At 54.5% G+C, this 26,808-nt stretch carries 25 protein-coding genes; 13 read left to right on the top strand and 12 right to left on the bottom strand.

Going from position 1 to position 26,808, the window contains the following annotated elements; translation table 11 throughout:
• The first annotated feature begins 56 nt into the window (after positions 1–56).
• Positions 57–2,201: a polyphosphate kinase 1 gene (ppk1, locus tag R0137_RS12585; RefSeq protein WP_407326756.1), complete on the top strand. Its 2,145-nt coding sequence runs from the start codon at positions 57–59 to the stop codon at positions 2,199–2,201.
• 4 nt (positions 2,202–2,205) lie between these two features.
• The gene (locus R0137_RS12580; RefSeq protein ID WP_407326754.1) at positions 2,206–3,153 is read left to right on the top strand and encodes a DUF808 domain-containing protein; all 948 of its coding nucleotides are present in this window, start codon (positions 2,206–2,208) and stop codon (positions 3,151–3,153) included.
• A 38-nt stretch (positions 3,154–3,191) separates the two neighbouring features.
• Here the strand turns inward: R0137_RS12580 and R0137_RS12575 are convergent, their stop codons facing one another.
• Both R0137_RS12575 and R0137_RS12570 read right to left on the bottom strand, forming a co-directional pair.
• Positions 3,192–4,673 (bottom strand): helicase HerA-like domain-containing protein, encoded by a 1,482-nt coding sequence (locus R0137_RS12575; protein ID WP_407326753.1) that lies wholly within the window; start codon positions 4,671–4,673, stop codon positions 3,192–3,194.
• Between the two features lie 10 nt (positions 4,674–4,683).
• Positions 4,684–6,297: a WS/DGAT/MGAT family O-acyltransferase gene (locus R0137_RS12570; protein ID WP_407326751.1), complete on the bottom strand. Its 1,614-nt coding sequence runs from the start codon at positions 6,295–6,297 to the stop codon at positions 4,684–4,686.
• A gap of 126 nt (positions 6,298–6,423) precedes the next feature.
• On the opposite strand from R0137_RS12570, the gene R0137_RS12565 reads away from it, so the two are divergent.
• Positions 6,424–7,818 carry a M20/M25/M40 family metallo-hydrolase gene (locus tag R0137_RS12565; RefSeq protein ID WP_407326750.1) on the top strand — a complete coding sequence of 465 codons (1,395 nt, stop codon included), beginning with the start codon at positions 6,424–6,426 and terminating at the stop codon, positions 7,816–7,818.
• A gap of 62 nt (positions 7,819–7,880) precedes the next feature.
• On the opposite strand, the gene R0137_RS12560 is transcribed toward R0137_RS12565, so the two are convergent.
• The 3 genes from R0137_RS12560 to R0137_RS12550 form a co-directional block, all read right to left on the bottom strand.
• On the bottom strand, positions 7,881–9,491 hold the full coding sequence (locus tag R0137_RS12560; RefSeq protein ID WP_407326748.1) for an FMN-binding glutamate synthase family protein: 1,611 nt from the start codon (positions 9,489–9,491) through the stop codon (positions 7,881–7,883).
• 108 nt (positions 9,492–9,599) lie between these two features.
• Positions 9,600–10,460, bottom strand: coding sequence for a helix-turn-helix transcriptional regulator (locus R0137_RS12555; RefSeq protein WP_407326747.1), 861 nt, complete (start codon positions 10,458–10,460; stop codon positions 9,600–9,602).
• A 201-nt stretch (positions 10,461–10,661) separates the two neighbouring features.
• Positions 10,662–11,102, bottom strand: a complete 441-nt coding sequence (locus R0137_RS12550; RefSeq protein WP_407326746.1) for a hypothetical protein — start codon at positions 11,100–11,102, stop codon at positions 10,662–10,664.
• A 372-nt stretch (positions 11,103–11,474) separates the two neighbouring features.
• On the opposite strand from R0137_RS12550, the gene R0137_RS12545 reads away from it, so the two are divergent.
• The gene (locus tag R0137_RS12545) at positions 11,475–12,014 is read left to right on the top strand and encodes a peroxiredoxin (protein ID WP_407326745.1); all 540 of its coding nucleotides are present in this window, start codon (positions 11,475–11,477) and stop codon (positions 12,012–12,014) included.
• 80 nt (positions 12,015–12,094) lie between these two features.
• Positions 12,095–13,459: an MATE family efflux transporter gene (locus R0137_RS12540; RefSeq protein ID WP_407326744.1), complete on the top strand. Its 1,365-nt coding sequence runs from the start codon at positions 12,095–12,097 to the stop codon at positions 13,457–13,459.
• Between the two features lie 40 nt (positions 13,460–13,499).
• Here R0137_RS12540 and R0137_RS12535 read toward each other — a convergent pair whose 3' ends face one another.
• The 3 genes from R0137_RS12535 to R0137_RS12525 all read right to left on the bottom strand — a co-directional run bounded on the left by R0137_RS12535 (position 13,500) and on the right by R0137_RS12525 (position 16,033).
• Entirely contained in the window at positions 13,500–14,375 is an 876-nt protein-coding gene (locus R0137_RS12535; protein ID WP_407326743.1) for a lysophospholipid acyltransferase family protein, read from the bottom strand.
• Between the two features lie 115 nt (positions 14,376–14,490).
• Entirely contained in the window at positions 14,491–15,009 is a 519-nt protein-coding gene (locus R0137_RS12530) for an NnrU family protein (protein ID WP_407326742.1), read from the bottom strand.
• Positions 15,010–15,211: 202 nt separating this feature from the next.
• Positions 15,212–16,033 (bottom strand): Cof-type HAD-IIB family hydrolase, encoded by an 822-nt coding sequence (locus R0137_RS12525; protein WP_407326741.1) that lies wholly within the window; start codon positions 16,031–16,033, stop codon positions 15,212–15,214.
• A 99-nt stretch (positions 16,034–16,132) separates the two neighbouring features.
• Between R0137_RS12525 and R0137_RS12520 the strand changes: the two genes are divergently transcribed.
• Entirely contained in the window at positions 16,133–17,047 is a 915-nt protein-coding gene (locus R0137_RS12520; RefSeq protein ID WP_407326740.1) for a hydrogen peroxide-inducible genes activator, read from the top strand.
• A 118-nt stretch (positions 17,048–17,165) separates the two neighbouring features.
• Here R0137_RS12520 and R0137_RS12515 read toward each other — a convergent pair whose 3' ends face one another.
• Complete coding sequence (locus tag R0137_RS12515; RefSeq protein WP_407326739.1) at positions 17,166–17,999, bottom strand: ion transporter; 834 nt, start codon at positions 17,997–17,999, stop codon at positions 17,166–17,168.
• Positions 17,996–18,649: an arylesterase gene (locus R0137_RS12510; protein ID WP_407326738.1), complete on the bottom strand. Its 654-nt coding sequence runs from the start codon at positions 18,647–18,649 to the stop codon at positions 17,996–17,998. Before R0137_RS12510 ends, R0137_RS12515 begins: the two co-directional genes overlap by 4 nt.
• A gap of 28 nt (positions 18,650–18,677) precedes the next feature.
• Between R0137_RS12510 and R0137_RS12505 the strand changes: the two genes are divergently transcribed.
• On the top strand, positions 18,678–19,349 hold the full coding sequence (locus R0137_RS12505; protein WP_407326737.1) for an ABC transporter ATP-binding protein: 672 nt from the start codon (positions 18,678–18,680) through the stop codon (positions 19,347–19,349).
• Between the two features lies 1 nt (position 19,350).
• Positions 19,351–21,819 (top strand): ABC transporter permease, encoded by a 2,469-nt coding sequence (locus R0137_RS12500; RefSeq protein WP_407326736.1) that lies wholly within the window; start codon positions 19,351–19,353, stop codon positions 21,817–21,819.
• A gap of 33 nt (positions 21,820–21,852) precedes the next feature.
• On the opposite strand, the gene R0137_RS12495 is transcribed toward R0137_RS12500, so the two are convergent.
• Together R0137_RS12495 and R0137_RS12490 are read right to left on the bottom strand one after the other, a co-directional pair.
• Positions 21,853–22,476 (bottom strand): TetR/AcrR family transcriptional regulator, encoded by a 624-nt coding sequence (locus tag R0137_RS12495; protein WP_407326735.1) that lies wholly within the window; start codon positions 22,474–22,476, stop codon positions 21,853–21,855.
• A 19-nt stretch (positions 22,477–22,495) separates the two neighbouring features.
• Positions 22,496–23,476 (bottom strand): malate dehydrogenase, encoded by a 981-nt coding sequence (locus tag R0137_RS12490; protein ID WP_407326734.1) that lies wholly within the window; start codon positions 23,474–23,476, stop codon positions 22,496–22,498.
• A 156-nt stretch (positions 23,477–23,632) separates the two neighbouring features.
• On the opposite strand from R0137_RS12490, the gene ttcA reads away from it, so the two are divergent.
• From ttcA to ccmD, 5 genes are all read left to right on the top strand, one after another.
• Positions 23,633–24,490 (top strand): tRNA 2-thiocytidine(32) synthetase TtcA, encoded by an 858-nt coding sequence (ttcA, locus tag R0137_RS12485; protein ID WP_407326733.1) that lies wholly within the window; start codon positions 23,633–23,635, stop codon positions 24,488–24,490.
• A 3-nt stretch (positions 24,491–24,493) separates the two neighbouring features.
• Positions 24,494–25,099: a cytochrome c biogenesis heme-transporting ATPase CcmA gene (gene ccmA / locus R0137_RS12480; protein ID WP_407326732.1), complete on the top strand. Its 606-nt coding sequence runs from the start codon at positions 24,494–24,496 to the stop codon at positions 25,097–25,099.
• Positions 25,096–25,782, top strand: a complete 687-nt coding sequence (gene ccmB, locus R0137_RS12475; RefSeq protein WP_407326731.1) for a heme exporter protein CcmB — start codon at positions 25,096–25,098, stop codon at positions 25,780–25,782. The genes ccmA and ccmB overlap by 4 nt, the downstream gene beginning before the upstream one ends.
• Before the next feature lie 77 nt (positions 25,783–25,859).
• Positions 25,860–26,600, top strand: coding sequence for a heme ABC transporter permease (locus R0137_RS12470; RefSeq protein ID WP_407326730.1), 741 nt, complete (start codon positions 25,860–25,862; stop codon positions 26,598–26,600).
• A gap of 1 nt (position 26,601) precedes the next feature.
• A complete protein-coding gene (gene ccmD / locus R0137_RS12465) occupies positions 26,602–26,805 on the top strand; it encodes a heme exporter protein CcmD (RefSeq protein ID WP_407326729.1) in 204 nt (67 codons plus the stop codon).
• Positions 26,806–26,808 lie beyond the last annotated feature (3 nt).

Genomic DNA, 26,808 nt, shown 5'->3' with positions numbered 1-26,808 from the left:
TGGTGAGCCGCTTTGAGCGGCATCGGGTTCCTGTGAGCAACAGATGGTGAGTATCAATGAGTAGCCCAATCAAGACGCGCTTAGCGGATCTCGATGACAGTTTGTTCGTGCCGCGGGAGCTGAGTTGGTTATCGTTCAACGCCCGAGTACTTCAAGAGGCGGCAGACGAGAATGCCCCGGAGATCCAACGTCTCAGATATCTCGGTATTTTCTCTAATAACCTTGATGAGTTTTTCCGCGTAAGAGTTGCTGAGGTCCGTCGACTGATCTCTGTGTCTAGCGGCAACGCACGACAAGGAGCGAAAGAGCTCCTCGCGGCGATTCAGGCAGAGGTGGTGGCGCAGCAGCATGACTTTGAGAAAGTCTACGCGACTGTGATGAAGGCTCTGCAGGCGCGGCGGATTTACCTGATCAATGAGCGGCAATTGGAAGCCAACCAAGCGCAGTTTGTGCAGGATTACTTTACGAGCAAGCTACTACCCGAGCTCGATCCCATCCTGTTCAACGAGGGTTCGCCCATCCCTGTCCTCAATGACGAAAGCTTGTATCTTGCCGTAGAGATTGGTGCAGGTAAGAAACAACGCGTAGCGGTGGTGGAGGTTCCCACGGACCGCATGAATCGCTTTGTCGAGATCCCTAGGCGCAAAGGTAAGAGCGGTCGAGTGTTCATTGCCTTGGATAACGTGATTCGCGCCTGTTTGCCACAAATGTTCCGAGGTGTAATGCCGATAGATTCGGTAGCAGCCTATTGTTTTAAGTTCTCGCGGGATGCCGAGCTGGAGCTTGATGTAGGCATCATGGATAGCCTTATCGAAAAAATGGCCAGCAGTCTCAAGCAGAGACGCAAGGCCGATGCCGTGCGTTTCGTCTACGATGCTCAGATGCCAGCGTCGCTGCTGGACTTTCTCGCGTCCAAGTTCTCTCTTGGCAAGTACGATAGCTTGATCCCGGGAGGACGCTATCACAACTCTAAAGACTTCATGTCCTTTCCCAGTGTAGGCCCTCGCTACCTCGAGTTGCGCCCCCTGGGCAATGTGCCTGTCACACGGATTGATGAAGCAGACAACATACTCGCGGCGATTCGCACTAAAGATGTGCTTTTGTACTACCCCTATCATTCCTTTGACTATCTCATCGACTTACTAAAAACGGCCGCCGTAGATCCTGATGTTGAAAATATTAAGATCTGTCTTTACCGGGTGGCGTCGGAATCCCGTGTGGTCGACGCTCTGCTAAATGCTGTGCACAACGGTAAGCGCGTTCTTGCGGTGGTAGAGTTGGCGGCGCGTTTTGACGAGCAGGCGAACATCAATTGGGCTCAGCGTCTTACTGAGGGCGGTATCGAAGTTAAGTTTGGTGTACCCGGGCTTAAAGTTCACAGCAAGCTATTGCTAATTCAGCGCAGGGAAGAAGGACAGCAAAGGTTTTACACGCACATCGGTACCGGAAACTTCAACGAGAAAACTGCCCGGTTGTATACAGATTTTTCTCTGATGACCTACGACCAGAATTTGGGACGTGAGGTTTTCGACGTTTTTGATTTTCTTCAATACAACTATCGACGCCCACAATACCAGCACCTTCTGGTCTCTCCGCATAGCTCAAGACCGGGTATCGAAGGCATGATCGATCAGGAAATCGCCAATGCCAAAAAGGGGCTTCGTGCAGCGATGACCCTGAAGTGCAACAACCTCGTTGATCGAGAGTTGGTCATGAAACTCTATGAGGCGAGTGATGCTGGGGTGGAGATACGTTTAATTATCCGCGGCATGTGCTCCTTGCAACCCGGAGTTAAAGATATCTCCGAAAATATTGAGGCGATCAGTGTCGTGGATCGTTACCTTGAGCACCCGCGAGTCTATGTGTTTTACAACGCGGGCGAGCCGAAGTACTTCATAGGCTCCGCTGATCTCATGACGCGCAATCTTGATTATCGCGTGGAGGTCTTGTGTCCTATCTACGATGTCGACGCGCAAACCCTGATTCAGGACGTATTGGATATTCAGTGGCATGACAACGTCCGCGCCAGAGTTCTGGATAAGGCACAATCAAATCAGCCCGTGCAGCGAAAAGTAAACTCTGCTGCGATTCGGTCCCAGGAAGCTATTCATGGCTATTTAGAGTCCGGGAAAAAACCACGGATTCCCCGTTCCAATATGCTGTTGCCAGCCAAGCAGCGCAAGAAAAGTAAAAAGGGATAGATCTATGGCAGGAGCTAGCCTTCTCGCGTTACTCGATGACATCGCTACCCTTATGGATGATGTGACGGTGATGTCGAAAATTGCCGCGAGAAAAACAGCGGGCGTGCTCGGAGACGATCTGGCTGTCAACGCCGAGAAAGTCACGGGCGTAGCAGCTGAGAGAGAGCTGCCCGTTGTTTACGCAGTTTTCAAAGGCTCTATGCTTAACAAAGCGATGCTGGTCCCCGCGGCTATAGTGATTGCCGCGGTCGCAGAGTGGCTAATCACTCCATTACTTATCGCGGGTGGTCTCTTTCTGTGCTTCGAGGGCTTCGAAAAGCTCTGGCATTATCTCAGCCACAGTGCTGACACGCGTCGTGAAGCGGGTGAGAGTTTACGCAAGCAGCTCGAAAACCCAAACACGAATCCGCTCCAGCTTGAGAAAAAGCGTATTAAGGGCGCAGTCCGCACAGATTTCATACTGTCGGCGGAGATTATTGTTATTACTCTCGGTATCGTTGGCGACGCGAGTTTGCTTGTTCGGGCGAGCGTGTTAACAGCGATAGCCCTGCTGATGACAATTGGCGTCTACGGGCTTGTGGCGGTCATTGTCAAGATTGATGACCTGGGTTTGCACTGGGTACAGACTGAACATCAGGGCTTTGGCGGCGGCGTCTTGCGTGGCGCGGGCAAAGGCCTGTTGTTACTTGCGCCGCGCCTGATGCGTGCACTAACGGTGCTAGGCACCGCTGCGATGTTTCTGGTGGGTGGTGGCATCCTCGTGCACGGAATACCTTTTTTACACCACCTGTCGGAAGACGTGCTCCAAATGAGCATGCAGTTGTTAGCTGACAACGCCTGGGTCCGGGCGATTACCCCTCAACTATTTGCAGCAATACTAGGCCTATTGGCAGGGTCGGTTGTCCTGATAATAATCAGTGCCGGAAGCCGAGTGTTTGGAACACGTAGTTAGCAATAGCTAAGCGCTCGGTTACTGTCCGGCGTACTTTTTTAGCGCAGCAGTGATCCCAGCAGTCCTCGAAAGAGCTTCTTCCCAAGAGAACGACCAGCGGCTGAACCAAGGCTTCGTGCCATGCTTTTAACAAAGGCATCGCTACTGCTCTGTGTTTTGCGGCCGGTTTTTCTCCGCGCGCTGGTTTCTCGTTTCTTGAGTTCCTTCTCGTCCCGTTCGGCCTGCTGTTCTGTAGCCCTGGCTAAGAGTTGCTCGTGAGCACTCTCGCGATCGATTCCTTTTGCATAACGGCGGCCGTTGGGATCATTCTTGAGAACCTCTGTGCGTTCAGCCATGGTGGCTTTGCCCATGCGAGAGGAGGGAGGGCGGACAAGCGTGCGCTGTACCATGGAGGGTACGCCCTTTTTCTGCAGCGTCGAAACGAGCGCCTCGCCCACTCCCAGCTCACTGATGACTGCAACGGTATCGAGTGCGGGATTTCCCCGGAAGCTTTGCGCGGCTACCCGCACGGCTTTTCTTTCTTTCGGTGTGTAAGCCCGCAAGGCATGCTGAACGCGGTTACCCAGCTGACCCAAGACGCTGTCGGGTATGTCCGCTGGGCTTTGCGTCACGAAGTAAATCCCAACGCCTTTCGATCGAATCAGTCGAACAACTTGCTCAATAGTCTGCAAGAGGATCTTTGGCGCATCTTGAAACAGCAGGTGTGCTTCATCGAAGAAGAACACCAACTCGGGCTTATCCGGATCACCAATCTCGGGAAGCTGTTCGAAGAGCTCGGACAACAGCCAAAGTAAAAATGTGCTGTACACACGCGGGCTACGAATGAGTGTGTCTGCAGCGAGGACGTTTATCACACCTCGTCCATCGCGAGTTCGCTGCATAAGGTCGTTGAGTTCGAGCGCAGGTTCGCCGAAGAAGTGTTTCCCACCCTCACGCTCTAGCATTAGTAAGCGTCGGAGAATGGCGTTCACGGACGCGGTGGCAACACGGTAACTCGATCCAAGGGTTTTTCGGTTGTCTGCGAGATGTTGTAGTGTTGTGCGAAGGTCAGCGAGATCCAGCATCAATAAGCCGTTGTCATCGGCAAACTGAAAAACCAGGGTAAGTACACCTTCCTGGGTATCGTTCAGGCCCAGGAGCCGCGCCATAAGCTGGGGGCCCATCTCAGTCAGCGTAGTGCGAATCGGAGTTCCTTTTTTACCGAACAGGTCCCAGAATGCAACAGGGTAGGCTTCTTGGACGTAGTCTTCGATACCAATTTTCTCGACGCGCTCGTCAACCTTAGGGTGTGGCTTGCCCGGTTGGCTAAGGCCTGAGATATCACCTTTTACATCTGCGAGGAAAACTGGAACCCCCTGTGCAGAAAAGCTCTCAGCAAGGCATTGGAGGGTGACAGTCTTACCTGTTCCCGTAGCGCCAGCAATGAGGCCGTGCCGGTTGGCGTACTTGGGGTTCAGAAAAACCTGCCCCGCGTCGGAGCCGCCTATAAGAATGCCGGGTAATTCCTGCTTTGTGCTCATGTTTTACCTGTTATTTTCTAGCGAGTTTGGGTTTTACGGCCGACTTCCTGGCACCGCGTTTAGCTTTGGTTTTTGCTGCTGGCTTTGCCTTTGATGGCGTCTTTGCTTTTGCCTTGGGCGAAGCTTTAGTTTTTACTTTGCTCCTTGTTTTTGCTTTCGCTTTTACTCTTGTTTTTGCTGCGGCGTGAGAGCTCCGCCGATTGTTGTTGCTCCGTGCTGCAGAACCGCTAATGCCTGCGACCGTTTCAAGTTCTGCCAGAGAGTCTTCCAGATGATCAATAATCCGTTGAATTTGAGGTAGGGATCGCCGGCAGGCAACGATGCCGAAATCCAACTGATCGTGGTAGCTCACCAGCGTGATGTTCATCGCAAAGCCGTCAAAGACGATCGATGCTGGATAAATGCCGTCTAATCGAGCTCCATGCCAATAGAGTGGTTTCTTCGGGCCGGGGACATTTGAGACTACGGTGCTGAACGCCGGAAACTTGGATCCAAGCCCGAGAATTGATGTGAGCAGTGCGGGCAGCTGTGTGAGTTGCATGAACAGCGCCCCCTCTGCGGGCGACAGCTCCCGAAGAAGATCTTTTCCCGCACGCATGGATTCCTGAATCGTGCGAAGACGCTTCTCGGGATCATAGATGTTTGTGGCCATGTCAGCGGTGATAAAGCCAATCGCATTACTGGAGTCGACGTCGCCTTCTTCTCGCAGGGATACAGGAGCCATGGCTTTGAGAGAGTGAAGCGGGAGTTCGTCTCGCGATAGGAGGTAACGCCGCAGTGCGCCGGCGCACATCGCAAGGACAACGTCATTGACCGTTGCGTCCAGGCCCCTACAAACTTCTTTGACGCGATCAAAAGCGAAGGTCTGAGCGACAAAGCGCCGTGCACCAGAGACTCGCGTGTTGATCGAGGTTTTTGGAACGTTGTGCCAAGGCACGGCAAGATTGCCACTGCGACCCACGAATGCAAGACCAAAGCGTCGCATGGCCGTGGCCAGATTGATGCTTGAGTCGTACTGCTGCTTTAGGGCTTCCAGAACATTGCGCATATCGCGTTTGCTGGGGTTCGTGGTTTTTGCAATATTGCCAAATCGCGACTGCTTGTAGGCCTCATAGGCTTCCAGTGAGTAGGGTGCGTAGCCGGGAGGGCCGTTGGGGCTTTCCGTGCACATAGCCTGAGTGATGTGCATCGCGCCCACACCATCGATCGCCGCGTGATGTACTTTGTTGTATACGGCAAACTGTCGGTCCTGCAGTCCCTCGATGAGGTGGAGTTCCCACAGGGGGCGGGTGCGATCAAGGAGCGTCGTGTGAAATCTCGATGCTAAAGCAAAAAGCTCACGGTAACGGCCCGGGCTGGGGAGGGCGGAGTGACGAACATGGTAGTCCATGTCGATGTGCTCATCTTTCTCCCAGTAGAGGCCGGTTTTACCCGTTACCACATACTCGCCAAAAGGCTTGCGAAACTCTGTGTTTTCTCGCAGCTGTGTTCGTAGGGACGTCAGGAACTCCTGCTCATCGGCGCCCTCAGGAAGGGTGAACAGGTTGACCCCTCCGACATGCATCGGAGTCTCGCGCTTCTCCAGTAAGAGAAACCCGGCACTGGCAAGATCTATTCTACGCATTATTTTTATCCCTTCTTGATGGCCGAATCCTATAAGCTTTGGGTCATAGATGTAAGCGGCTCCCATGACCGGAGCTGTGTTAACACTACACTGCAAAAGCTAACTACGTAAATCAGGAGAAACTTAATGCGGCGAAGTTTTTGGACAGCCTTGCTTCTGGCGTCGATCAGCGTGTCATCTCAGGCTCAGATTCAGAGCGAGCACGCGCAGAAGACGTTGGAGATCTACAGGACGATTGTGGAAGTGGATACTTCCAAAACCAAGGGAAATACCATTCGGGTAGCTGAATATCTGGCGAGTGAGCTCATCGCTGCGGGGTTTGCGGAAGAAGATGTGAGAATCATCCCAAAGGATGGGTTCGGAACGCTGATTGCGACTTATCGTGGTGACGGTAGTGCCGGCGCCAAGCCCATACTCCTGCTTGGGCACATGGATGTCGTCGAAGCGTTGGCCGAAGACTGGGTTCGACCACCCTTTAAACTCACGCAGGATGATGTGAATTTCTATGCGCGGGGAACGATCGATAACAAGTTTGGCGTATCACAGCTCACGGGCACAATGATTCGCCTTAAAAAGGAAGGCTTCGTTCCAGATCGGGACCTGATTCTTGCTTTTTCTGGTGATGAAGAAAGCGGTATGACAACCACGCGCATGATGGCCTACGAGATGCCGGAGATTGCCGAGGCTGAGTACGCTCTTAACTCCGACGCAGGCGGCGGTAGTCTTACTGCCGACGGGGTAGCAGTCAGCTATCGAGTTCAGGCGGCGGAGAAAACCTACGCGACTTGGGAAATTACCGTCCGTAATCCGGGCGGGCACAGCAGCCGTCCTCGAGATGACAACGCTATCTATGACCTTGCGGGGGCTGTGAAAGCCATCGAAGCCCATCGTTTTCCCGTGCGCTGGAGCGAAATGACTTTGTCTTACTTCCAGCAAGTTGGTGAAAAGATCGGCGGTGAGTTGGGGGAGGCCATGGTGCGTTTTGCCTATGATCCCGAGGATGCCGAGGCCGCAGAAACACTGCGTAGCCAGCCTTCTTATGTTGGTACGACTCGCACAACCTGTGTTGTCACCATGTTGGAGGCAGGTCACGCAGAAAATGCACTGCCGCAATCAGCGACAGCGACCGTCAATTGCCGAATTTTTCCCGGTGTTTCCGTCGCTGACATTGAGGCCGAGTTGAAGGAGGTTGTGGGCAACGAAGAAGCGGAGTTTGTACTTCTCGGTGATCCCACAGAGAGCCCAATTTCAGAAATTCGTGCCGATGTGCTCGCTGCGATTGGTAAGGCGGTGCACAGCCGACATCCTGGATTGGACTTGATTACCTATATGGAGTCTGGAGGTACAGACGGTATGCACTTCCGCTCGGCAGGTATTCCAACCTGGGGAATTTCAGGCGTGTTTATGAATCCTGATGAAATGTATGCCCACGGCCTCAATGAGCGAGTGCCTATCAAGGCTTTCTACGATGCCTTGGACCATTGGTCGGTGATCATTCGAGACTTAACTACGCCCGAGTAGTAAACAGGGAGGAGGCTTAGCTTGCTTGCGCGTGCTGAGCCTCGTCATCTCAACGAATTCGTTTACGCTTGGCTATGCCCGGTCGCCGGACTGAAGCTGTCGCTATCGGCTTCCTTCAAGTGAAGATAGATGGGGTCCGTAGCGCTGGCGGTCAGATAGGCGCCTTGCGTCGGCAGTGGAAACAGCTCGTCGTAGCGTTTGATAGTCATTTGATCTATGCGCCGATGAATGTGTGACCGATTAAGTACTTTAGGCGACTCGAGCCCGGCCGACGACACCAGATCCAGTAATGCGTGCAATGTCTCTCCTTGGAACCGAGCCACACGCTGCGCCTTGTCGGTCACGTCCAGACCTTGTACCAGCCGTGGATCCTGTGTCGTGATGCCCGTGGGGCAGTGGTTGGTGTTGCACTCGAGAGACTGCACACAACCCAGCGCCAGCATCATGCCCCGGGCGCTATTGCAAAGATCAGCTCCAAGAGCGAGGGCCTTAGCCATATGAAAGGCCGTGATTATTTTTCCCGACGCGATCACCTTAATTTGATCGCGAACCCCAAACCCTTGAAGCGTATCGACGACAAAGGCGAGACCGTCCCGCAAAGGCATGCCCACGGAGTTGCTGTACTCCAGCGGGGCTGCGCCGGTACCCCCTTCGCCGCCATCCACGGTGACGAAATCCGGTGTGATCCCCGTATCGAGCATCGCTTTGCAGATGGCGATGAATTCGCTTTCCCGTCCGACACACAGCTTGAAACCGACCGGCTTGCCTCCTGACAGTTCTCTCAACTTGGCTACAAATTCCAGTAGCCCGCGGGGACTTGAGAACGCGCTATGGGCGGATGGTGATACGACTTCAGTGCCTACGGGTACCTGACGTATACGTGCGATAAGATCTGTGTTTTTGCTCGCCGGCAGGATGCCCCCATGCCCAGGCTTCGCCCCTTGAGAGAGTTTGATCTCTATCATTTTGATGTTGGGCCGCGCGGCAGTCTCGGCAAACGCCTCCGCAGAAAACGAGCCATCAACCTGGCGGCAACCAAAGTACCCCGTACCGATCTGCCAGACCAGATCACCGTCATGCTCTAGATGGAAGTCAGATACTCCACCCTCACCGGTGTTGTGATAGAAACTGCCCAAAGACGCGCCGCGGTTGAGAGCGCGAACGGCGTTGTTGCTCAGGGAACCAAAGCTCATTGCCGAAACATTCAGTAGCGCAGCTGCATAAGGCTGTTGGCAGTGGGGTCCACCTATAGTGACGCGTGGATTGTCATCCAGCTCACTGATGTTACGGGCAGCAATAGAGTGCCCCATCCACTCATATCCGTCGCGATAGGTGTCCACTTTTGTGCCAAAAGGAACGCTGGCGAGGTCGCCTTTCGCGCGTTGGTACACGATGGCGCGAAACATACGGTTGATCGGTGCGCCGCCAACATCAGATTCAAGAAGATATTGTTGAACAAAGGGCCGAACGGACTCCATTATCCAGCGCCCTCGGCCAATGAGCGGAAAGTTTCGCCGAATACTGTGTTCCGTTTGCTGCATGTCATACACACCGACGCAAAAACTGAGGAGTATCAGTAAAAAAAACGCCCACATCAGTAGATTGTGCAGATCCAGGAAGAAGGGGAGGCTGGCGAGGAGTAGATGCACAGTAAAGAACGCTGCACGGGACACGGGTAGCTCCTTGTTCAGAGAAGGTTGTTGGCTTTGGTCGTGCGATAAGCCTACCCCGAGGAGGCACTTTCAGCGAGAACTATCCGTTAAAAATGGCCATTGATGTGCTCAGCCAAAGAGCCATGGCTCAAGCTCGTCACGATTCTGTAAAACAACTTGCTGCGCCAAGGGGTTTTCCTGTTCACTAAATGGATCTAGCTGGAGCAACTGTAATTGATAGTTGATCAGCGTGGCGCGGGTGTTAAGGGTGAGCGTTCCGCCGCTCATTCCGTAATCATGAGCGATGACCGCTTGCTGATCTTTTGTCAGTCGGGGATCGGGTACGACAATGATGTTAATGCGTTGGCTCCAGTCGTCATCTTGGTCTTCACCGTGTTCGGAAGTGTCGAGTATTTCAGCCTCACCTCGGAAGCGGCTCAAAACGAAGTCGCGAAAGCCCTGGTTTTTCTCGCACCAAGCACGCACGTGCCATCGGAAACCAGTGAACACTAGCGTATGAGGGACAATGATCCTCCCCTCGCGGTCCGGGTGCTGTAGCGAGACATAGTCCACCTCCAGTCGTTTTCGCGCGCGGGCTGCTTGAATCATTGGACGCAGGATAGAAGGCGAGACATCGCGGCCGGGTGGGGTGATTTGTTCGACATTGGCTGTTGTGAGCGGCAGCGCTTCGAAAACGCCCATGAGCTGCTCATCCCTGCTCATCAAGTGAAGATACTCATCCGCCGTACCTCGCGTCACTCGAGGCACAAAGTCTTCACTGGGGCGATAGCCCTTGAGAAACTTGTCGTAGGAAATATTGCCGGGAGCGATTTCCCGTAGGTAGACATTGATATCTTTGCTGGCCTGCTGACGGCCAATACCGAAACAACGGGTTAGATGCCCCGTGGTCAGTCGGCCTTCCCACAAACTGATGATCTCTATGTAGCGGTATCTAAGGAGATGGTCCCAGCGATATGGCCACAGGTCCATGGGGTGCTCCGGGCGCTTTAAAAATGGTGGTGGGGCAATGCTTTGAATTCGCCTCGGTTGCACTGCAGTGGTGCTTCAATCGAACTGCCGTATCGAGGTGATTCAAGGCACAGGCCTGGGCTTGCTGCGTAAACTGTAGCCAACCTGAAGAACCTGCGCCTTGAATGAGCGACCGCCGCATAGCGCAGCGGTCGGAGTGGCTTAGCTTTCGCCCATCTTCTTCATGGCGTCTTCAGCGCCGGCTTCAGCATCGTCCATCATTTCTTGGGCGCCAGCTTCTGCGTCATCCATCATGCCCTCGGCGGTATCGCTGGCGTCGTCCATCATTTCGCCGGCTTTGTCGCTGGCAGCATCTGCCATCTCGCCCACTTTTTCACCGGTGGCGTCAGCCATTTCACCGGCTGATTCCATTGCACCTTCTGCAGCATCACCGACAGACTCCATGGCATCGCTGGTTGCTTCAACGGCGCTGTCGGCCATATCTCCAGCCTTGTCCATGGCACCTTCGGCCATCTCTGATGCTGATTCAGCCGCTTCTTCCGCAGTGCTCTTGGCCTTGTCCATATCTTCTTTACTGCAGCCGCCTAGCGTAAGGAGGAGGGCAGATGTGGCGACCACGCCAATAAGTGCTTTTGTTCGCATGTCTATTCCTTCGTATCGTGTATGTATCTAAGTGTTTCTGAGTGAATCTACCCGGAGATTTGATTCGTTGTGTACTGTCTATGTTAATCGCCTAATTCGCAAAGATGGATCACACCGACAGCTTGCTACGCACTACCTCTACGCAAACACGAAGTTAACGGTAAGAGCCTGCAAGGTAAAGGGTTAATATCCCCGAATGTGAGGTGCGCGGTACCCAAAGCTGTCGCCTGTCGCGGCTGACTGAGGCTGCCAGAAAGTGATCTGAGGTCACATTTTAGCGTACAAAGAGCTCATACTGCGTTCACCACATTTATGGGGATCCAGGTTGAGCGTAATCCAGGTAGCCCTAATTTTATCCCGGAGTAAGTTGCTATGCAGAATTTTGGAGCTTTGTCTCTTCGCGCGCTGTTCGTTTTGGTGCTCAGCGTTTCCTCTATGCTTGCGAAGGCTGAGTTAAAAGTGGGCGATATGGCCCCAGATTTCACCCTCGAAGCCTCAGATGGCAAAACGTATCAGTTGGCTGATTTTCGCGGCAAGCAGGCGGTAGTTTTGGCGTGGTTTCCTCGTGCATTTACCTCAGGCTGTACCGTGGAATGTAAGAGTCTGGCTGAGAACGGCGATAACATCCGAAAGTTTGACGTGACTTACTTCATGGCAAGCACCGACCCCGTGGAGAAGAACGCGGAGTTCGCTAACGAGACGGAAGCAGACTTTCCGCTGTTAAGTGATCCTGATGGTGAAGTGGCCAAGGCCTATGAGGTATTCACCAGAGGCTTCGCCCGTCGCCATACCTACTACATTGACGTTGATGGTGTGATATCCCATATAGACACCGCGGTGAAGCCCAGCTCCTCTGCGGAAGACATGATTGCTAACCTGGAGAAGCTCGGGGTCTCTCAGCGAGAGTCCTGATCTCTATTCTCATTCATTCTTTGTTCACGGTATAAGCGCCTACAGGAGTAGACTACGCGCCCACCGAATGGCAGGGCGCTATGTGGTTCACTCGATCAACGCTGAACAGGTTGTTTTTACTGGCACTGCCCATGGTTGTGTCGCAGGGTGCCTACGCCCTGATGTCCTTCGCGGACCGCTTTTTCCTGTCGAGAATTAGCCCCGTGCATGTGGCCGCCTCTCTCGGGGGCGGCGTATCCTTCTGGGTCTGCCTGTGTTTTTTTAACGGTATCGCCGCATACGGCAACGCGATGGTTGCTCAGTATTTTGGTCGGCGCGATATGCGCAGCTGCCCTCGCGTAGTCACCCAGGGCATCATTCTCTGTGTATTAGCCATGCCACTGTTGTTGCTGATGGCCTGGCCGATGATGTCGATGTTCGAGTGGATGGGCCACGCGCCCGACCTAATTGCGCTCGAAAAGCCTTATTTCCTGACCTTCATCATGGGCAGCTTTTTCTTCCTTATTAAGACTGTGATGGCTTCCTATTTTTCCGGAATAGCGCGGCCCAGGGTGGTTATGATCGCGGATCTCATAGGCGTTTTTTTGAATATCCCATTGAGCTATGTGCTCATCTTTGGACGTTACGGTCTGCCCGAGATGGGGATAATTGGTGCTGCCCTGGGAACCGTGATCGCATGCATCCTTTCCATCGCGATTTATCTGTTGTTTTACTTCAATCCCATTCATGCGCGGCGCTTTCATATTCGGAAGTCGTTCTTCTACGCGCCGGGAATCATGCGTCGCTATTTACGTCTTGGCTTGCCCTCAGGGTTTGAGGTGCTTATAGGTATGGGCACATTTAACGTGTTTTTACTGTTGTTTCAGTCCTACGGAGTGGCCGAAGGGGCCGCTATGGCAATCGTTTTTAATTGGGACATGCTGTCTTTCGTGCCGCTCATGGGACTGAATATCGCGCTTATGAGCATGGTAGGTCGCACCGTTGGCGCGGGTGATATGTCAAAGACTAACGAGGTGATTGCCTCGGGTTTTGTGATTGCAGTGACGTACTCTGGCCTTATGGGGCTGATGTTCGTGATATGGCGAGAGCCTTTACTAGGGATTTTCGCCACGCCCGGACAAGACTTCTCGCCAATTCTGGCAGTGGGTGCTCCGATGATGATCGGTTTGGCGACCTATGCCGTTGCCGATGCTTTAATTCTGGTATGCAGCGGTGTCCTGCGCGGAGCAGGGGACACTCGCTGGCTATTGATAGCGTCGGTGATCGTTCATGTCCTCACGCTTATCGTTCAGGTATTTGTGATTGTTGTTTGGGAGCTGGGACCATTGGTGAGTTGGTGGGTTTTTGTGAGCATGCTGATCACTAATGCCGTGCTGTATCTCTGGCGGGTCTTGGGCACTCGTTGGCGGCATCCCGAACGCCTTGCGAAGGTGATGGCTGAGTAGCTCATTGTTTATCTGCCGAAGCTACATCAGCCCGAACTCCCTAAACGTTGGCTAGTCGTCTAAGAATGCCCAGGGTGTGTCTGGACTGCTCTCGACGTAAGAGCATGTCTGCTATTTCCTGATCAATGCGTTCGGCAACAGTCGCACGCCAGGCCCTTAGTTGCTTCACACTTGGCGCCCGTTTTGTCGGTGGTGGCAGGGTTAGAGGCTCACCAAAGCTGAGATAGCTTGCCTGAGGCCTCGGCAGAGGCGTTCCAAGAGCACCGCGGAGCAAGGGCGGAATCGCATCTGGTCGCATATTGTCCGACCAGAATCCGTATTGTTTTAAGAGCTTGACCACTTGCTCGCTATCAAGAAGATACTCGTAGAACTCATCAGGACCCACGAGGCCGAAGGGTACGATCGTATACCCGAACTCTGCGGCTAGACGAATAAAACCAAGGCGTTCTTTCCACTGCAGTTGGTAACGATCCCGGCTGGGTTTCACCGCCTCATGAGCGCCGCCGGGAAAAACCAGGATGTCCTGATCGTGGGCCATCAGAGCCCGGGCAACATCCGGGTGGCCCATGGTGGCGCCGCGGCGCAGCAGCGTTTTAGCGACGCTAGGCTGAGAGAAGAGAAATTTGTCTCCCATAGGACGCAAAAATCGTCCGTATTCTTGCAGCAATACTGGGAGAATGACGAAGCCATCCAGTCCAAAGAGTGCGTGATTTCCAATAAACAGACAGGGCCGGTCAGGCAGGCGATCGGTATTGTGAAGCTCGGGACGAAACCAAAATTTGGATAAACGGTAAATGAGTTTCTCTTCGAGACCCGAGGGGGGGCTTGTTGCTAGGGCGCGATTGATATGCTCGCGTAAAGCTTCGGACTCAGACAGCGGATTGCTGTCGCGAGAGAGTGGCGTCTTAACAGCCATGAGAGAGTTCCTAAAACGATGAAGGCGGCAATGCGCGAGTTGGAGGAGCGGTGGAGAACTATGAACTATGCAGGCGCGACATTATATCGCGGACCTGGGTCATATGTTTAGACCTCTAGAAGCTGGCGATTGCGGGAACGCCTGCCAGCCAAGGGTGTGCCCAAACAATGAGCGCAGCAACGGCCAGAGTAATGGCGACAGTGATCATCTCTGATATCAAGCCCGGCGCTGAGGGTTTTGCGGGAGCAGGGTCCCGGCGATTAATTAGCAGAATCTCCAGGATCGCCCAAAGCCCCATCCCTCCGAAAAGTAGCAAAGAGCGGGAGTCACCGTTGAGCAGTAAATGCGCTACTGCCCAAACCAGCACGCCGCTTAACTGCGGGTGACGAATAAAACGCTTGATTGCGGACGGTCGATTGGAAACTACAAATAGATAAAGTGCCAGAACCACCAAGCCGGTAGCGGCTCCTCGAATACTTGAGGGTGTTGTGTACAGCCAGGTGCTCTCGCTACCTCGCCAACCCAGAACAATCAGAACCATCCCCGCGACAGTGAAAACGGTAATCAAAGACTTTATGCCGTTCTCACCCATTTTCTCCTTGGCAGCGCTCACCTTGGAGGGTGCGAGACTCAAAAAAAGATGAGTTCCGGTAAAAAGTAAAATACCTGCGACCAATAAGACCATAGCGATGGGTTCCCGTTGGGTGCCGATTACAGAACGCCGAGTCTATCAAGAACAGAGGTATAAATCGCTCAGGCTTGATTTTCAGCGGAGGTCATCGAGAGCAGTCATCAAGATCAGGGGATGGGTGGCAGCTCACACCCGGCGGGACTAATCAGAGATCGAAGCGTTCTCTTAGAAAGCGAGCGATGCCATCTGCGTCGTGATGTCCGATAACAGCAGTGGCCGCGGCCTTAATGCTGTCTTTTGCGTTTTCCGGGGCGTAGGCCTCGTCGGCGGTTTCAAACATGCTCAGATCGTTATCGCTGTCGCCAAAACAAATGACGCGACTAAAGCCCAGCTCCTGTTTCAGGGATTGGACAGCGCCACCTTTACTCCCTGAATGGTGATGGATATCGATCCAGTTGAGCCGCCGATCTTCGATGGCTACACCCATGTAGGCGACGAGCTGATCTTCGTCCTGAATCATCTCGGCGACAGCATTTATTGCCGTATCGGGACCAATAGCGCTGATGTTTGTGATGTCAGCATCCGCGGGCAACTCAGCTATGGGGCGCACAGGCAGATTACGCTCCCGCTCAAAGCTTTTGACCAACTTGTACTCTGCTTTCTGTCTTAAAGGGGGGTGATAGGCCGCGTGACGATTGCCGGGCTCAAGAGTGAAAAAGAAAGGTGTGACGTCTCTCTCGGTGAAGGCATCCGCGACATGCCCAATTTCGTCCAGCGTTAACACATGGCTTGTGCTGTAGCTGCCAATCTCGGGGTTCCAGATCATGACGCCATTCTTATAAATCTGCGGCAGTAAAAATCCGTGGTCGTCTAGGATATCTACGGCGCCATGCAGGGCACGACCCGTTGCCACGGTATAGGCGATTCCCCGAGCAGTGAGCCGTCGGAGAGTTTCCCGTGTATAGGCTGATATTTTGGACGATTTGTTGAGTAAGGTGCCGTCGAGGTCAAAAACGATAAGATCCATCGGTTGATTATAACGGCATTGACAGAGGATTAACCGTCAACGGGGATCCATTTTCAGCGAACTCTGCTATCTTTTCGATTCTGGTATCAAAGCATAGTCATGAGCAGACACCCCACCATAAAGCAGCTTCGCTATTTGTGCTCCGTTGTAGAGCACGGACACTTTGGTCGTGCTGCCAAGGCCTGCCACGTGTCTCAGTCCACACTGAGCGCGGGAATTCTCGAGCTGGAGGAGGTTCTGGGAGCGTCTCTACTGGAGCGCAACAACCGCAGTCTCGTGCTGACAGGTTTGGGTGAGGAAGTGGTTGAACGCGCCAGAGGCCTGTTGCTGGATGTCGAGGATCTCGTCGCGCTATGTCAGGCGTCTGCGGAACCCTTGAGTGGGCGTTTGCGCCTCGGAGTCATACCGACCATCGCTCCGTTTTTGCTACCCGGCTTGCTGAAGTCCCTGCGCAGCGATTATCCAGAGTTCACGCCCTTCATTCGCGAGGATTTGACCGAACCCCTCATCGAAGCGCTGCACCGCGGTGAACTCGATTTACTCCTGCTCGCACTGCCGGTGGCTGCCGAGGGTGTAGAAAGTATGCATCTGTTCGATGACCCGTTTTACCTTGCTTCTCCACTGGATCATCCCTTGGCGGCTCAAAGTGATCTCGATACCGGCAGCCTCCAGGGGCAGGAGTTGTTGTTACTCGAGGATGGCCACTGCCTGCGTGACCATGCCCTTGAGGCCTGCAAGCTACGAGGCAGTGAGTACAAGGTGCCTTATCAGGCGACGAGCTTGACTACGGTGGTGCAGATGGTTGCCAGTGGCATTGGAGTGACTCTCGTGCCGGGGATGGCGGTCACAGCGGGAGGGCTCGCCAGCCCTGATGTGATACTCACGCCCTTTGCCGATCCAGAAGTAAAGCGTGATATTGGATTGATGTGGAGAAAGAAAACACCGCGACAGACTGAGTTTCGGTTGCTGGGTAGCTACATCATCGAACGGCTATCGCAAAAGTCGACTGAGTAGTTCGCAACGGAGTTCTCTTTAGAGCTCCTCTTCAAACTCCTTTTAGAGCTCAATATAGACCGATGTCTAGCACTGCAAGTGCCTTTGCGAACCTTGGCTTCTAAGTTACATCTTGCAGTTAATCGTCGCTGTCCGTTCGCAGCGAGCTGCCACAGTGTCGACAATAGCGAGCATCTTCTTCGTGTCCTGCTCGAGAGCACTGAGGGCAGTTGAGCGGGGTGCGGTCACGCTGGCGTTTTTCCAGAATGTTGGCAGTGAATATCCCGGTGGGTACCGCGATGATTGCATAGCCTACGAGCATGGCCATGGACGATATGGCACGCCCCGCAGGCGTCACGGGAACTACGTCGCCGTAGCCAACGGTGGTCACGGTCACGATGGCCCAGTAAACGCTTACGGGGATGTTTTCAAAGCCATTGTTCGGTCCTTCCAAGACGTAAATCAGACAGCCGAAAACGACAATGATCGTGATTACGATGGAGAAAAATACGAAAATTTGCCGCCAGGAACTGCGCATCACCCCTGCAATCTGGTTGGCCTCGTGAAGGTAGCCCACTAAGCGCAGCACTCTGAATACGCGTAACACCCTCAACAGCCGGATGATCAGCAATGGCGCCGTCTGTGGAACCAGAATCGCCAGATAGCTGGGCAAAATCGCAAGGAGGTCGATGATTCCGTAGAAGCTGAACAGATAGGCTCGGCGGTTTTGTGCAATCCAGATACGCACAAAGTACTCAATCGTGAAAAGGAGTGTAAAACCCCACTCGATCCGTTGGAGTAGTTCGCCGTGATCTCGATGAACATCCGCCAGAGAATCAACGATGATGACCCCCACGCTGATGAGAATGGCAAATATGAGTGCGAGGTCGAACCACTTCCCCGACGGAGTGTCAGTGCCAAAAATTATCTTGTAGAGCCGCGCCTGAAGCGCTGTCTGTTCTCGTTGGCTCATGAGGGTGTGCGCTGCCCCAGTAGTTCTTCAATCACCGGCTGGAGAATCTGCGTGATCATCGGCTGGGCTTCTACCGTGGGATGGATGCCGTCGTTCTGCATAAGTGCGGGTTCCGTAGCGATGCCGTCCAGTAGAAAAGGCCCCAGGGTTGAATCGGTGTTGCTTGCCGCGCGCTGAAAGCTTTCACGAAAGGAGCGCGTATAGCGCGGTCCATAATTCGGTGGTATCTCCATAGGCAGGAGCAGAACGTCAGCGCCGACTTCTACAGCGAGTTCTGCCATCTCCGTGAGATTGGCCTCCAGCTTCTGGGTTGGGTAACCGCGCAAGCCATCGTTGCCTCCAAGCTCGATGACCACCAGATCAGGGCGGTGCTCTTCCAGGAGGTCAGGCAGACGACGTAAGCCCCCCGCAGAGGTGTCCCCACTGATACTGGCGTTAATCACTTGGCTGCCATCCCACCTTTTCTTCAATTGTCGCTCCAGAAGGGCAGCCCATCCCTGTTCTAGGGACATGCCGTAGGCCGCACTGATACTATCGCCCAGCACAAGCACTCGCGGACTTCCGGGGTCCGAGCCATGCACGCTGGTTGCGTCGCTCGCGTTAGCGGGCCAGCTTGTGGGTATCAGCGCCAATCCAAGCAGCAAACCCACGCGTAAAGCGTGCAACAAAGGAGTACAAATGATAACTGCAGAAAATCTTGGCAAGCGGGTACCCATGGCAGAGGGAGAGCTTGCGATACTGAAAGGGATTAACCTCGAAATCAAGTCGGGGGAGAGCGTAGCTATTATTGGCGCATCGGGTTCCGGCAAATCCACACTCCTTGGCTTGTTGGCTGGATTGGACACTGCGACCGATGGCCATGTGCGCATCGATGGCGAGGACTTACAGGCGCTCAGTGAGGATGGAAGAGCGGCGTTGCGGGGACGCGATGTTGGCTTCGTATTTCAGTCCTTTCAGTTACTCCCCGCGCTGACTGCGTTGGAAAATGTGATGCTTCCTCTGGAGTTAAAAGGAGATCGTAATGCCAGCGAGCGCGCGGCAGATTTTCTTGAGCGTGTCGGTCTTGCCGATCGACGAGATCACTACCCCAGACAACTCTCGGGAGGTGAGCAGCAGCGCGTTGCTATCGCCAGGGCTTTTGCCGGGTCTCCGAGAATACTTTTTGCCGATGAGCCCACGGGCAACCTTGATCGAGCCACGGGCGAACGCATAACCGATCTATTGTTTGGGTTAAATAAGGAGGAGGGCACTACGCTGGTTCTGGTGACACACGACTTACAGCTGGCCAAGCGCTGTGCCCGCCAACTGCAAATGGACAGCGGTGAACTTAATGAAGTAGAGACCGCTTGATATGACTCTTCTGCTTCGGATGCTTGTCCGCGATTGGCGCGGAGGAGAGTTAGGTGTTCTCTTAGGCGCGCTGGTGCTGGCTGTGACCATGATCTCGGGGATCAGTGGATTTGCGGCGGCCCTCAAATCGGCACTGCGGCAAGAAAGTCATAGCTTCCTTGCCGCCGATCTTGTGGTTCGCGACGCAAGACCACTGCCTGCTGACTGGCTTGATGAGGCGTCGGCGCGAGGCATGGACTCTGCGCAAACACTCAACTTTACTTCGATGCTCTACGGCGGCGATGACGGAATGGTCCTCGCGTCAGTCAAAGCCGTGAGCGAGGCTTACCCCTTGCGGGGCGCGTTGAGACTCAGCGACACGCCATACGGCGAGTTACGAGAGCATCGCGGTGCACCGCCCCGGGGCTCGGTATGGATTGAGCCGCGGCTTTTCGCGCTACTGGAGCTGAATGTCGGAGACAGCGTTGGGATTGGTGAGGCGGAATTCATCGTGGCGGCCGCAATACGCGGTGAACCGGATCGCGCCGGTGGATTTTTGGGAGTCGGTCCTAGAGTAATGCTCAACAGTGCTGATATTCCGGCGACGCAAGTCGTTCAGCCCGGTAGTCGAGTGAGCTATCGCCACCTTTACGCCGGTGAGCCAGAGGCCGCCGAAGCCTTTGGGCTTTGGTTGGAAGAGACTGTGGGGCCCGGGCAAAGACTACAAAGCGTGGAAACCTCGCAGCCGTCGGTGGGTCGAGCACTGGCCCGAGCGGAACGGTTTTTACTCTTGGCCGGCAGTCTTGCGGTTATATTGGCCAGCGTAGCGGTGGGGCTTGCCGCGCGGCGTTATGCTGAAAGACATCAAAACTACGTGGCGCTGCTCAAGAGTTTGGGGGCCGACTCAACCCGGGTAAAACGTCTCTACGCGGCCACACTCGCATTGAGTTGGCTGATTTCTTTGCTCCTGGGATGGTTCCTTGCCTGGGTGCTTCAGGTCGCTGCTTTGCAGTCTTTCGCGGAACAACTAACGGTGATGCCGTCACTTATTCAGCCAAGACCTTATTTCATAGGCGCTGTTACCGCGCTGGTTTGTGTTGGCGTATTTGCCTGGCCTTCTCTGGGTAGACTCACAGATATCAGCCCATTGCGTGTACTGCGCAGCGATATGCCGCTCCACGACACCCGCGAGCCTAGAGACTATCTGTTGGGCTTGCTTGCCGTGGTTTTGCTGATGTGGTGGTACAGCGCAGATCTTCAGCTGACGCTCATCGTGTTGAGTGGACTTGTAGCCGTTACGGTTGTGGGTGGACTGGTGGCTCTATCACTGCTTCGCGGAGGCCGAGCTTTGGGCATGCAGGCTGGCAGCGTTTGGCGTCTCGCGCTGGCGAGTTTGCAGCGACATGGCCTCGGGAATGCGCTGCAGCTAGTAGTGTTTGCGGTGGCGATAATGTTGCTGCTTCTGTTGGGACTGTTGCGAACCTCGTTGTTAGAGGGATGGCAGCAGCAGTTGCCCGAGGGCGCCCCTAATCACTTTTTGCTGAACCTTGCGCCTGATGAGCTTGGTTCGGTAAGCACTTTGCTTGACGATCGCCAGGTGGAGCGGGAGCGACTCTACCCGATGTTGCGTGGACGATTGATGGGCGTCGCAGGTGAGGCGCTGCCTATCGAGCCCGAGGAAGAAGACGCTCCTTCCCAGCGGGAAGTAAATTTCACTTGGTCTGCAGAAATCCCTGATGGCAACGAGCTCCTTGAGGGTGGCTGGTGGCGATCCGGAGAACTTGCGGCGGTGTCCGTTGAGGAGGAATTTGCCCAGCGGTACGGGATGGCGGTAGGCGATCAGGTGGATATTCGTATCGGTGCTGCTGAATTGACGGTCACTGTAACCAGCCTGCGGACCTTGGATTGGGAGTCCTTCAAGCCCAACTTCTTCATGGTGTTCCCGCCAGGTCTCCTCGAGAGTTATCCCGTGACCTATATGACAAGCTTTTACCTGCCGCCTGAACAAAAGGCGCTGCTTAACGATCTTTTACGGCAGCACCCAACGGCGACGGTGTTGGAGATCGACGCAATTATGGCTCAGCTAAGGAGCACCTTGGGGCAAGTATCTGCTGCGATTGAGCTGGTACTGGGTCTGGTTCTATTGGCGGGGATATTAGTGCTCATTGCCGGCGTACAGGCCACCTCTGATTCACGCCTACGGGAGAGCGCCTTGCTAAGAGCCCTCGGGGCAGGGCGCACTCATATTTTGGGTGGTGTTGCGATCGAGTTTATAACTCTGGGCGTGATGTCTGGATTGCTGGCTATTACCGCCGCGGAAGGGGCGTTCTGGGCTTTGCAACGTTTCGTGCTGGAACTGCCTTACACGCCAACGCCGGCTCTGTGGTTTCCAACGCTGGCGGGCGCCGCTGTATTGATCGGTGGACTGGGGTTGTGGAACTGCAGGCGTGTGGTGTCGGTGGCTCCTGCCGAGGTGCTGCGTGATACTTGATGGCCGACGAGCCGCCGCGGGAGGTATGCGGCGCTAGTTTTTTCGCCGACGTATCCCGTTTATGAAAGCATTTACAGCGACATCGATCTGCCGTAGCAGGTCGATGTGCTTGCTGTATAAGCCTGGAGTGTCAACGCGCAGGGTGGCCACACCGTGGATGCCGGCCCAGGAAGCATTCGCAAGATAGATTACGTCTTGCTCTTCAAACTCACCGTTGTGCATCCCGTGCTGCAAGATCGACTGCACCAACAGCAGTGTTTCTCTACTAACGCCCCGTAGTTCGGGGTAGTCAGCGCTAGGTTGTACCAGCGGTCCAAACATTAACTTGAATATCTGTTCCTGTGTCTCTGCGAAATCGACGTAGGACCTTGCCACCAGTCTCAGTTGCTGTGACGCGCTATCGCCCCCCGCATCGCGTGCGCTTCCCAAGAGGTCGAGAAGTTCTCTATACCCTCGGGTAGCGATCGCGGCGAGCAATGCTTCCTTACCACTGAAATGCCGGTAGGGGGCTGTCTGAGAAACGCCAAGGGCACGCGCCACGGCCCGCAGACTGAGTTGCTCTGCAGGAGTGTGACGGAGTTGCTCGACGGCTTCTTCGAGTAACTCCGCACGCAAGTTTCCGTGGTGGTAGGCCCGCTGGCTTGCGGCTTGAGTCATAGGTAAGCGAAGCTGTTACTTATGGGAGGAGGTCAGCAACCGCATCACGCTCTTCCGTGAGTTCCTGCTCCGTAGCCTGCATTCGTCCGCGGCTAAAGTCATTTATCTCTAGGCCCTGCACGATGCTCCAATCACCGCCACTGCAGCGGCAAGGGAAGGAGTAGATCAGGCCCTCAGCGATGCCGTAGGATCCATCGGAATAAACGCCCATAGAAACCCAGTCTCCATCGGCGGTGCCGAGTGCCCAGTCCCGCATATGATCGATGGCGGCGTTAGCGGCGGACGCCGCTGAGGCCGCGCCGCGCGCCTTAATGATGGCCGCACCGCGTTGCTGCACCGTGGGAATAAAGTCGTCCTCGTACCACTGTTGATCTACCGCATCGACCGCGACGCTGCCGTTCACCGTGGCATGGTGGAGATCTGGGTACTGGGTGGCCGAGTGATTTCCCCACACAGTCATTGTGCTGACTGCTGTCACCGGGGCATCGAGCTTCTGAGCAATCTGGGTCTTAGCGCGGTTGTGATCCAGTCGCATCATGGCGGTGAAGTTACGTGGGTCGATGTCTGGAGCATTTCGCTGGGTGATGAGCGCATTCGTATTGGCAGGATTGCCCACAACCAGAACACGAATATCGTGGCTTGCATGATCGTTGATGGCCTTGCCCTGTACCGAGAAAATTGCAGCGTTGGCTTCCAATAAGTCCTTTCTCTCCATGCCAGGGCCGCGAGGGCGAGCGCCTACGAGGAGAGCGTAATCAGCATCCTTGAAGCCCACATTAGGATCGTCGGTGCAGACAATGCCGGCTAGCAGCGGGAATGCACAATCATCTAGCTCCATGCGAACACCCTCGAGGGCATCCATGGCGGGCGTGATATCCAAAAGGTGAAGAATGACGGGTTGATCGTCACCCAGCATAGCGCCAGACGCGATACGGAAAAGGAGTGCGTAGCCAATTTGGCCGGCTGCGCCGGTGACTGTGACGCGAACAGGTGCTTTCATAGGAAACCTCTGATGTTGAAACTAGGGGGAAAAATTACGCCGCGCATTGTCGGCATTACGCCCGAAAAAGACAAGTTGCCCTGATAAGCCGTGCTGGACCTTCCCAGCGCTGGACGAGTACCATGCGCGCGTGTTCTAAACAGGGTTTTTATCGCGATGAACCGCGATCCGCGACGCTCCAAAACCGAGTTCAACAAGCTGCATAAGCGCCTTCGACGTCAGGTCGGACAGGCTATTGTAGATTTCGACATGATTCGCGATGGCGAACGCGTCATGGTGTGCTTGTCGGGCGGCAAAGACTCCTACGCAATGCTCGATATCTTGCAAAACCTACAGCGAAGCGCGCCTGTGAATTTTGAACTCATCGCCGTGCATATGGACCAGAAGCAGCCGGGATACCCACCGGAGATCCTTCCAGCGTATCTGGATAAGCAAAACATCGAATACCACATCCTCGAAAAAGACACGTACAGCGTGGTGAAGTCGGTCATTCCTGAGGGTAAGACGACATGTGGTCTGTGCTCTCGCCTGAGACGCGGAACCTTGTATGGCTTTGCCGAAGAAATTGGCGCGACTCGCATAGCGCTGGGACATCACCGAGACGATATTGTAGAAACGCTGTTCCTTAATATGTTTTTTGGTGGAAGCTTAAAAGCGATGCCTCCGAAGCTATTGTCCGATGATGGCAAAAATGTGGTGATTCGGCCGATGGCCTACTGTAAAGAGGCTGATCTTGAGCGTTACGCTCAGGAAATGGCGTTCCCTATTATTCCCTGCAACCTGTGTGGATCGCAGGATAATTTACAGCGTCAGGCCATCAAGAAAATGCTGGTCGATTGGGATCGCCAGTATCCGGGGCGTACCGAGACTATTTTCAAGGCTATTAGCAACGTTTCTCCCTCACAGCTGGCAGACCGAGATTTGTTCGACTTCGCCAGTTTAAATGCGGCGGACCCAATTCAGCCTGAAGAGTTTGAAACAGCGTTCTCGCGAATCAACGCGGTAAACCTCTAACGCATGAGCGCATCAATCTTGCTCGAAGCAGCTAACCTCGGGATCGAGCGGGGTGGTCGTCAGCTGTTTTCGGAATTCTCCTTTTCTCTGAGCGCGGGAGATATCGTGCATTTGCGCGGGGAGAACGGTGCGGGTAAAACGAGTTTGTTGCGCATGCTCGCGGGTTTGTCGCGCTATGGTTTTGATGGGCTGGTTCAACGGCATTCCGCTTGTCTGTATCTCGGACATCAAAGCGCGGTAAAGGGGCTTCTGACCCCTAGGGAAAACCTTCACTGGCATCCATCGGGCGAGGCTTTTCCTGATGATGTAGCGATCGACGCGGCCCTCGCAGAGGTCGGTCTCTTTGGCTACGAAGACGTGCCCGCCGGGCAATTGTCGGCGGGGCAACAGCGTCGGGTTGATCTTGCGCGTCTGTATCTTAGTCAGCGGCCGTTGTGGTTGCTTGATGAACCGTTCACGGCGATTGACGCGCAGGGCGTCGAGCGTTTGCAGCAGCGTTTTATCGCGCACGCGGAGCACGGTGGTGCGGTATTACTGAGCTCACACCAAATGCTCGATGCGAATGTGACTGCTCGTGTACTGGAAATCTCTGCCGGGGCAGCCCAATGAATTCCGGAAGCAATGCCGGCGTTTACACAGCATTGCTTCGACGTCAGCTGACCCTCGCTTTGCGGCGGCCCGTACAGCTTCTCAATCCGGCGCTTTTTTTCGCTATTGTCGTTGTATTGTTTCCTCTAGGGCTGGGCCCTTCTCCGGATACTCTGTCGTTGTTTGCTGGGGGAATCCTCTGGATCGTTGCGCTTTTGGCTAACATGTTAGGCGCCGAGACGCTTTTTCAAAGCGACTACGACGATGGATCCCTGGACCAGCTATTGATTGCTGATCAACCTCTTTACTTCCTCGTCATGCCGTATCTCTTGGTGCACTGGATGATCAGCGGCTTGGTTCTTGCGCTGCTGTCGCCACTTTTCGCGCTTATGCTGGGTTTGCCCCTATCCGGCGTACATGTGCTGATGGCCTCTCTGGCACTGGGGTCCGGGGTAATGAGCGTTTTGGGCGCGATCGGAGCCGCACTTACGGTGGGTTTGCGACGCGGCGGTATGTTGGTGGCCTTTCTGGTGACGCCCTTTTACATGCCGGTTCTCATTTTTGGCTCAGGCTCAGTGCGAGCCGCGGTTGACGGGTTGGCCTATGGGCCTTATCTGGCGTTGTTGGGAGCAATGTTTTCCCTGGCGCTAGCTTTGGGGCCCGCGGCGATTGCGGCTGCTCTAAGAATCTCTGCGGATGCCTGAGGTTGCGGCGGGTGTCCTGCTGTCCTTGAGGCTCAGCTTACTTTGTTCCCACTGTTGGCCCCGAGTATAATTCGAGCATGTGGACGTTCTTTCATAAGCTGGGTTCTCCCCCGTGGTTGTACGGCATAGCCGGTAGCATTTTGCGCTGGCTTTTGCCGCTGGCGCTTGTCGCGCTTGCGACAGGGGTGGTGTGGGGACTGTTCTATACCGCCCCCGACTTTCGGCAGGGCAATAGCTACCGAATCATCTATATCCATGTGCCTGCTGCCGTGGTGGCCTTGGCTGGCTATTACGTTATGGCGATTGCGGGCGCCGTAAGTTTGATCTGGAAGATGAAAATGGCTGACGTTGCCATGTTAGCGGCCGCGCCAGTAGGGGCGGCACTGACCTTTGTGGCTTTGGTGACCGGCTCTATATGGGGTAAGCCAACCTGGGGTACCTGGTGGGTGTGGGACGCAAGAATCACCTCAATGTTGATATTGTTGTTTTTATACTTAGGCGTCATGGCACTCTACGAGGCCTACGATAACAAGGCCGCGGCGGCGAGAGCCTGCGCTCTTTTGGCTCTGGTGGGCACGGTCAACATTCCCATCATCTATAAGTCTGTGGATTGGTGGTACAGCCTCCATCAGCCCGCGTCCATCAAATTTACCGGCGAAAGCACCATAGACCCCAGCATGCTCTACCCGCTACTGCTGTGTATCGTTTCTTTTTACCTGTTATTTACCTGTGCTTTGCTTGCCAATATGCGCGCAGAAATATTGCATAGAGAGCGTCGCACAGGCTGGGTTCAGCGTTTGGTAGGAGAGGGCGGCTGATATGTATTTTGATAGCGTCAGTGCAGCTTTAGTCATGGACGGGCACGGCCCCTATGTGTGGGCCGCTTATGGGTTGAGCCTTGCGGTAATTGCATTGCTTATCGTAGCCCCGGTCCTTCGAAAACGACGCCTACTCCGAGAGCTGCGGGGCGAGTACCGCCGTCAGCAGCAGTCTGAGTCGGCTTCTAGCGTGGAGTTATCCTGAACT

Source organism: Congregibacter brevis (assembly GCF_045689245.1).
Taxonomy (GTDB): domain Bacteria; phylum Pseudomonadota; class Gammaproteobacteria; order Pseudomonadales; family Halieaceae; genus Congregibacter; species Congregibacter brevis.
Note: the sequence above shows the minus strand (reverse complement) of the source record. Positions and strands in the feature narration are given on the sequence as shown.